The 8,295-nt window shown below is 36.2% G+C and carries 4 protein-coding genes, 1 tRNA gene and 2 rRNA genes (1 of these 7 only partly in view); 1 reads left to right on the plus strand and 6 read right to left on the minus strand.

Features of this window, described 5'->3' with window-relative positions; genetic code table 11:
• Window positions 1-9: 9 nt before the first annotated feature.
• Both bsdE14_RS01260 and bsdE14_RS01265 read right to left on the minus strand, forming a co-directional pair.
• Window positions 10-1,305, minus strand: coding sequence for a response regulator (locus bsdE14_RS01260; RefSeq protein WP_264848109.1), 1,296 nt, complete (start codon window positions 1,303-1,305; stop codon window positions 10-12).
• Entirely contained in the window at window positions 1,306-3,435 is a 2,130-nt protein-coding gene (locus bsdE14_RS01265; protein ID WP_264848110.1) for a family 2 glycosyl transferase, read from the minus strand.
• Between the two features lie 187 nt (window positions 3,436-3,622).
• Here bsdE14_RS01265 and bsdE14_RS01270 point away from each other — a divergent pair, with 187 nt between their 5' ends.
• Window positions 3,623-4,474 carry a YihY/virulence factor BrkB family protein gene (locus bsdE14_RS01270; RefSeq protein ID WP_264848111.1) on the plus strand — a complete coding sequence of 284 codons (852 nt, stop codon included), beginning with the start codon at window positions 3,623-3,625 and terminating at the stop codon, window positions 4,472-4,474.
• A gap of 95 nt (window positions 4,475-4,569) precedes the next feature.
• Here the strand turns inward: bsdE14_RS01270 and bsdE14_RS01275 are convergent, their stop codons facing one another.
• The 4 genes from bsdE14_RS01275 to bsdE14_RS01290 all read right to left on the minus strand — a co-directional run.
• Window positions 4,570-5,754: an MFS transporter gene (locus bsdE14_RS01275; RefSeq protein ID WP_264848112.1), complete on the minus strand. Its 1,185-nt coding sequence runs from the start codon at window positions 5,752-5,754 to the stop codon at window positions 4,570-4,572.
• Window positions 5,755-5,865: 111 nt separating this feature from the next.
• A tRNA-Ile gene (locus bsdE14_RS01280) sits at window positions 5,866-5,942 on the minus strand.
• Between the two features lie 8 nt (window positions 5,943-5,950).
• Window positions 5,951-6,067 (minus strand): 5S ribosomal RNA (rrf, locus tag bsdE14_RS01285).
• 135 nt (window positions 6,068-6,202) lie between these two features.
• Window positions 6,203-8,295, minus strand: a 23S ribosomal RNA gene (locus tag bsdE14_RS01290) (it continues 815 nt past the right edge of the window).

Here is an 8,295-nt window from a genome sequence, read left to right on the forward strand (position 1 = left end):
ATTTCCTCACTATCTAAACAATTTTTGAATTCTTAGATCAAGTTCTACAGGAGAAAATGGTTTTGTTATATAATCATCAGCACCTGCATTCAAAGCTATTTCAATACAATTTTCATTTTTTTGACTAGAAAGTACTATTATTTTCAAACTCTTATTGATATTATGAGATGATTTTATTAATTCAGCACAACCTATGCCTGGTATAGAAAAATCGGTAATTATTAAGTCTATATTTTTATCACTCATAACACTCATTGCACTATCAAAATTATTAGTTGTAAAAACTTCGTATCCTTTGTGGATATACCTAGTTTTTAATATAGTAAGCAAAATTTCATCCTCATCTAATATTAGTATATTTTTTTTAGCATCATCTTCAATTGAAGATAGATGTATATATGTCCTGCTCTTTCCATCCTTCTTTCCTTCATCGATGCTTTGAAGTGCATAACTAACTATTTTTTTTTCATCTTCTGTAATGCCATTATAGGAGGCTATACCTGCAGTAAAACTAATTTTAATATTATACTGGTCTGATAGCTTTGCAACTTCATACTGCATTTTCTCAGAAAAGCGTAGAGCTTCAACAGTATTTTTTCCTGGCAAAACAAAGATAAACTTTTCTCCTGAATATCTATATATGAATTCTCTCATATCTAAATTTTGTTTTAAAATATTAGAAAATTCCTTTAAAAATAAGTCTCCTCTCTCTTTCCCAAATACTTTATTAATCATGGACATATTGTCGATATCTAAGGCCAATACAGTATAAGGGGTCTTTTCTAAATTTGATGCTTTAAATACCCTTTTACTGTAGGCTTCACCATATTTCCGAGAATATACCCTAGTCAATGTATCAAATATTCTACTATTTATAAATTTCTTGCCAATGTCCATTAAATTCTTTGTCTTATTAGAAAGTTCTGTAATATTATAGGGTTTTTCCAAATAGTCAATTGCACCTAGCCTTAAAATCTCAAGTTTAGTATTTATATCCTTGAATCCTAAAAAAATCACTGGAATGTTTTCAATAGTTCCTTCGTTTTTTATCATTTTAAAGAAAGATATACCGGTGTTATCGAAATCATTATCTATTATTACAACACTTGGGCATTTTTCATTAAGTGTTTCAATAATGCACTTCTGAATGTTTTCCATGCAGTGTTTACAGCTTTCTATATATACCTCATAGCCCTCAGACTTTAAGTCCAATATAAAGCTATTTAATCCCCCTATATCAGTTGAATATATTACAATATTAGATGACTTTTCTTCGTCCATTTCAAATAATAAGTTGTCATTCATTTACTTCACCTCAATATCTTTGAATGCCTTTTGTATAATATAATAAGATGGTTTCAATCTCTCGTGGTACGTTGGCTGCTCCCATTCCTTCCATGAGTAATTAGCCATTCTAGTACCTCTTTCTAAAGTATTTCCCTTTAGAGCTAATAATCCTATACTAATACCATTAGTCTTAATAGGCATTATGCCAACTTTATACATATCTCCTATAACCATTTTTGTAGAAGGATCCATTACATTTAGTAGTGCCCATGGAATCCTTATTTCAATGTTATCACCATTTATAATAAAATCAGCCAATGAATTATAATTTTTATGTTCTGGATTTCCATCACCATATACTAATTTTCCTGTTTCATATTTTGACAGAGGTAATTTTATTTTATCCTGAGGTAAAAATAATTCTCTATTCAGACAAAGATAAATAGGATTAAATATACCATTATTCTTATTTTCAAAACTCTGGTTTTTTTCAATCATATTTAATTTAGAGTACATATAATAAAAGCTATCATAATATGCATCAACAAGAACACGTGACTTTTTTTCTCCATCAATGACTACTAGAAAATCTGCTGGTTTGTCAAAAGAAATATTTTTTTCTTTCCACTGTATATTACCACTACCATCTGTAATATCAATAGGTATGATTAAGTTTTCCTTATCCTTATCGAAATTCTTACATTGTGCTAGTAAATATAAATATTTTTCATCAGACTGCACATACATTTTTAGATTATCATCTTGAACAACTGGTTTAATTTTCTTCCATTCATCAATATTACCATCTACATAGCTTATACTTTTTTTACTTCCGGGATCAAAAGCCAGCAATCCGAATTCCTGTTCATTAGTCTGCGGATTTGACCAATAAGGTCTTCTATCCGCTATATCGAAGTCCATGGTATTCCAAGTTCTCTTAAACCACTCGTCCTGCCATGTAAAAACCAACCCTCCGGCATACCCCTCATCATAAATATCTTGAAGCATATTCTTGCACATTTCACCTTGAGTTTTTTCATCAATGTTACCTTGGTTATATCCACTGTGAATATTTACATGGGCCATTCCTCTTGAAGCTGGTATGCCAAACTCAGCAACTAATACTGGCATATTATACTCTTTTCTTAAATCCTTTAAATAAGCTTTGTAGGTATTTATATTTCCATTTTCATCAGTAAAGTTTTTGTAATTGCTTTGATAATTCATAAAGTCTGGATAATAGGGATAAATATGATAAGATGCAAATAAACCTGGCTTAAAAGCAGCTTCTTTTTGAATTTTTTCTGTATTTACACTTACCTTATCTTCTCTCTCAAGGGGCTCATTGGGATGTTTTAGCACATCTGTAGTAACCCAATTTGTAAAGCTAAGGGGTCTCTGCATTCCGTACCTTGCAGTTTCGTAATCGATAGTATAATCTCCTACCTCAGAAAGCCATGTTTCAAATGGAGAGGCACCTTTTGCAAAAAGATACTTTCCTTGGAAACTAGTTTTGCCCTTATTCTTTTCATTAGTTCCAATAACAAAATCAGGATCCCATTCAATTCCTAATATCCAAGCAGTAAAGTACTGAGATACATCTTTACTATATACACCACTTGCGTGCCCTTTTTCAGGTGCTAGCACAGCATTCCCATGAATTATATCTATTGTAGTTTTTATATCCTGCTTAAATCTATCCATTATCTTAGGGTTAAATGCATCATTTGTATTTGCAATATCATCCTCATTAATCCATACGCCCTGCATTACATAAATAGGTTTTATATTTTTTTTATTATATTCATAAAGGGCATTATAAAATTCAGGCTTCAAAATAGTATAGACTCTTATCGTATTAGCATTTAATTCTCCAATATACTTAAACCACCTAAGGTATTCTTCCTTCGTTATTGCTAGTTCCCCAGGAAATGTTCCAGGCTTACCAGCACCTATATTTACGCCCTTTATAAATTCCTTTTCCCATTTTCCATACTTATTTACATAAAAATATTTATCATCCACCATACATACATATTTCACATTATCTTTATGAATCGAAGTTTTATCTCTAATAATAGGAGTTAATTTAAAATACGAAAAGGCAATTGCAACTATAAGAATAATAACCATAAAATATCTCTTCATTAATATTACCTACTTTTACTTTCATCACATTATTAATTTTAATTTAAGTTTGCTAATTAATTAATCATTACATTTGATTATAGACTGAATTAATTTTAAAAAAGAAGATAAAATATATCTGATTACAAATAGTATAAGAATTCTTTAATATTTTTTCAATACTAGAAAATTACAGGAGGTTATACTTGTGAATAAAACTTCAATAAAAAATTTTATTAAAAACATGTTCTTTCGGTATATCGACGATGAAGTTACCGCCATGAGTTCTCAACTTGCTTATAGTTTGCTTCTGTCCTTTTTTCCTTTTATAATTCTCTTATTTACTCTAATAGGCTATAGTCCTTTAAAAAGTACGGATGTATTGTCTATGTTAAATAACCTCCTACCCAATGATGTTTTTAAACTAGTCAAAAATACGGTGGTAGAAATAGTTGATACTAAAAGGTTGGGATTGCTATCCTTTGGTATGATTTCAACAATTTGGACAGCATCAAATGGATTTAATGCTGTAATAAGAGGTCTTAATATGGCCTACGATGAAGAAGAAAAAAGACCTTACTGGAAAGTTCAGTTAGTAGCTATACTCTCTACCTTAGGATTAATCGTAATCATTCTCACCGCATTAGCATTAATAGTATTTGGAGAATTAGGTTTAAAACTACTTGTCAAACACTTTAAACAAATTAGAACATTAGAACTCATAATAGATATCAGCAGATATATAATTGGAATATTTATAATGCTAATTACTATTACTATAGTATATCGATTTACTCCAAGTAAAAAGCTTAAAATTAAGGAAGTGATTCCGGGTGCAATCTTCACCAGCTTAGGCTGGACAGCTGCTTCATTAATTTTTGCTTATTATGTTAATAATTTTGGAAACTATTCTATGATTTATGGGAGCTTGGGTGCTGTTATAGCCCTAATGACTTGGCTGTTTATAAGCTCAGTAATTATAATGTTAGGTGGAGAAATAAATGCATCCATAGCCTATGTTAAAGCTGGTAAAGAAAAACCCAAAGGTCACAAATACTAACATTATTTTTATTGATTAATGAAAAAATATTCTGGCTTATTTTAACAAAGGCCAGAATATTAACTAGTTTTATATTATCATTATAGCTATATTAATTATACATTTATATTTTGAGTCGGTAATTCGGTACGGATCTTACTTGTAACTAATAAGTTTATAATTGCAATTAAAGCCCCTCCGATAAATACATATTCATACCCTACTGAATTCCATATAAACCCTCCAATAAATGGCACAGCCATTGATACCATATGATCAATACTTATTCCCATGGATAATGTAGGTGAAACATCTTCAGGGGCTACGGCTATTTTTTTCAAGTATGTTGACCTAGCCATGCCTGCCGCTACAAGTAACTGATCTAATACAAAACACCCACATATAATATAGATTGCTGAACTTCCCATACCAATAGTATACATGAGAGACTTTGAAAAAGCATATCCAAGACATATAAAAATAAGTATGCAAGCTTCACCAGCAAGCACTACTCTTTCTCCTAGTTTATCAATCATATGTCCTATAAATGGCTTAAAAAATATTCCTATACCTGCCACTATAAAGCCTAGAATTGCAAATGTACTAACCCCTTGATTAAACACCTTTATTAGTACCCAAGGTCCAAAGGTAATAAAAATTTGTTTTCTTGCTCCATAGAGTATACTTAAAACATAAAATATTGAATACTCTTTTCTAAAAACAAATTTCTTCTTCGGAACATTTATCTTGTGGGGTGTCATAAAGAATATTAGTACTGCTGATAAAGAAAATGCTACAGCGCCAATTAAAAATGCTATCTTATAATTTACACTAATATTTTTAAATATTAATGCTGTAATCAAACTTGTAGCCAAAAATACCAATGTGTTTACTGCGTTAATCTGTCCTAATCTTTTCCCAATATTACCGTCCTCAGCCATATTCATTCCTATACTATTTGATACAGGCATAAACAAATGTTGCCCCATGCTGTATATGGTAAGCCAAATTATCATTCCACCATAACTCTTAGTTAAAAACCCTAAGCTCATCATCCCTACCGCTGCTAGTATATTTGCAACTGCAGCAATTCTAACATCACCTAAAAACATTAAAAATCCTGATACAAATACCACCATAAATCCTGGAAATTCTCTAGGTATTTCTAAAATTGTCCTTTGGGTTACAGTTAAATGAAATGTATCATTTAAAAAGTTGTTAAAAACTGATGAATCAATACTTTGGCTTATTCCAAGTATTGCACTAGCAATCATAAACAGTAAAAAATCTTTCTTTTTCATGAGTTGTTCCCCCGCCCCACTAGTAATAACTTCTTATTTTATATAACACTTTAAATTATATCATAATAAATAAAAAAGACAGTACAAACTTGTATATTGTACTGTCTTTTATGGTGGACCTTCAGGGACTCGAACCCCGGACCAACCGGTTATGAGCCGGTTGCTCTAACCAACTGAGCTAAAGATCCATATATTAACCTGGCAGCGTCCTACTCTTCCACAGGGCCTCCCCTGCAGTACCATCGGCGCTAAGAAGCTTAACCTTCGTGTTCGGAATGGGAACGGGTGTTACCTTCTTGCCATTACCACCAGATGCATGATTTGTCAAAATCTTCGATTTTGGTAACAAATCAGTACTCCTCAGCTCCGCTGAGTGAGTTTCCTTATAAAAAGGTTACTGAACTTTGAAAGAATATTATTCTCTCAAGACTGAACAGATTAAGAATATTTGGTCAAGCCCTCGACCTATTAGTATCAGTCAGCTAAACACATTACTGCGCTTACACCCCTGACCTATCAACCTTGTGTTCTTCAAGGGGTCTTACTAGCTTACGCTATGGGAAATCTTATCTTGAGGTGGGCTTCACGCTTAGATGCTTTCAGCGTTTATCCCGTCCCGACATAGCTACCCAGCCGTGCTCCTGGCGGAACAACTGGTACACCAGAGGTCAGTCCATCCCGGTCCTCTCGTACTAAGGACAGCTCCTCTCAAATTTCCTACGCCCGCGACGGATAGGGACCGAACTGTCTCACGACGTTCTGAACCCAGCTCGCGTGCCGCTTTAATGGGCGAACAGCCCAACCCTTGGGACCTACTTCAGCCCCAGGATGCGACGAGCCGACATCGAGGTGCCAAACCTCCCCGTCGATGTGGACTCTTGGGGGAGATCAGCCTGTTATCCCCGAGGTAGCTTTTATCCGTTGAGCGATGGCCCTCCCACGAGGTACCACCGGATCACTAAGCCCGACTTTCGTCCCTGCTCCACTTGTGGGTGTCGCAGTCAGGCTCCCTTCTGCCTTTGCACTCTACGAGCAATTTCCAACTGCTCTGAGGGAACCTTTGGACGCCTCCGTTACATTTTAGGAGGCGACCGCCCCAGTCAAACTGCCCACCTAACAATGTCCCACGACCAGTTTCATGGACTGTGGTTAGAACTTCAGTACTGTCAGGGTGGTATCCCAAGGGTGACTCCATAGGAGCTGACGCCCCTACTTCTCAGTCTCCCACCTATCCTGTACAGACAATACCGAAATTCAATGCTAAGCTACAGTAAAGCTCTACGGGGTCTTTCCGTCCAATCGCGGGTAGCGAGCATCTTCACTCGCAATACAATTTCGCCGGATTTGTTGTTGAGACAGTGCCCAAGTCATTACGCCATTCGTGCGGGTCAGAACTTACCTGACAAGGAATTTCGCTACCTTAGGACCGTTATAGTTACGGCCGCCGTTTACTGGGGCTTAAGTTCATAGCTTCGCTTGCGCTAACTAGTCCCCTTAACCTTCCAGCACCGGGCAGGCGTCAGCCCCTATACATCAGCTTTCGCTTTAGCAGAGACCTGTGTTTTTGCTAAACAGTTGCTTGGGCCTATTCTCTGCGACCTACTTGCGTAGGCACCCCTTCTCCCGAAGTTACGGGGTCAATTTGCCGAGTTCCTTAACAACAATTCTTCCGCTGGTCTTAGGATTCTCTCCTCACCTACCTGTGTCGGTTTGCGGTACGGGCAGAAGTTACCTCGATAGAAGCTTTTCTTGACAGTGTGGAATCAGATACTTCGCTACTTAAATTTCGCTCCCCATCACACCTCAGTTACTGCAGACGGATTTGCCTATCTGCAAACCTAAATGCTTAGACACACTAATCCAACAGTGTGCACATCCTATCCTACTGTGTCACTCCATCTCTAATAACGCCACTTCTGGTATCGGAATATCAACCGATTGTCCATCACCTACGCCTTTCGGCCTCGGCTTAGGTCCCGACTAACCCTGAGCGGACGAGCCTTCCTCAGGAAACCTTAGGTTTTCGACCAATGAGATTCTCACTCATTTCTCGCTACTTATGCCAGCATACTCACTCCTGTACAGTCCACCATTCCTTTCGGTATGACTTCTGCCCATACAGGAAGCTCCTCTACCACGTACCTTACGGTACATCCATAGCTTCGGTGGTAAGTTTTAGCCCCGGACATCTTCGGCGCAGGATCTCTCGACTAGTGAGCTATTACGCACTCTTTGAATGAGTGGCTGCTTCTAAGCCAACATCCTAGTTGTCTTAGAAATCCCACATCCTTTTCCACTTAACTTACACTTTGGGACCTTAGCTGATGATCTGGGCTGTTTCCCTTTTGACTACGGATCTTATCACTCGCAGTCTGACTGCCGGGGTACAAGTATATGGCATTCGGAGTTTGATAGAGTTCAGTAAGCGCAATGCCCCCTAGCCCATTCAGTGCTCTACCTCCATTACTTATTTTACCCGACGCTAGCCCTAAAGCTATTTCGAGGAGAACCAGCTATCTCCGAGTTCGATTGGAATTTCTC

Origin of the sequence: Clostridium omnivorum, assembly GCF_026012015.1 — a bacterium.
Classification (GTDB): Bacteria; Bacillota; Clostridia; order Clostridiales; family Clostridiaceae; genus Clostridium_AX; species Clostridium_AX omnivorum.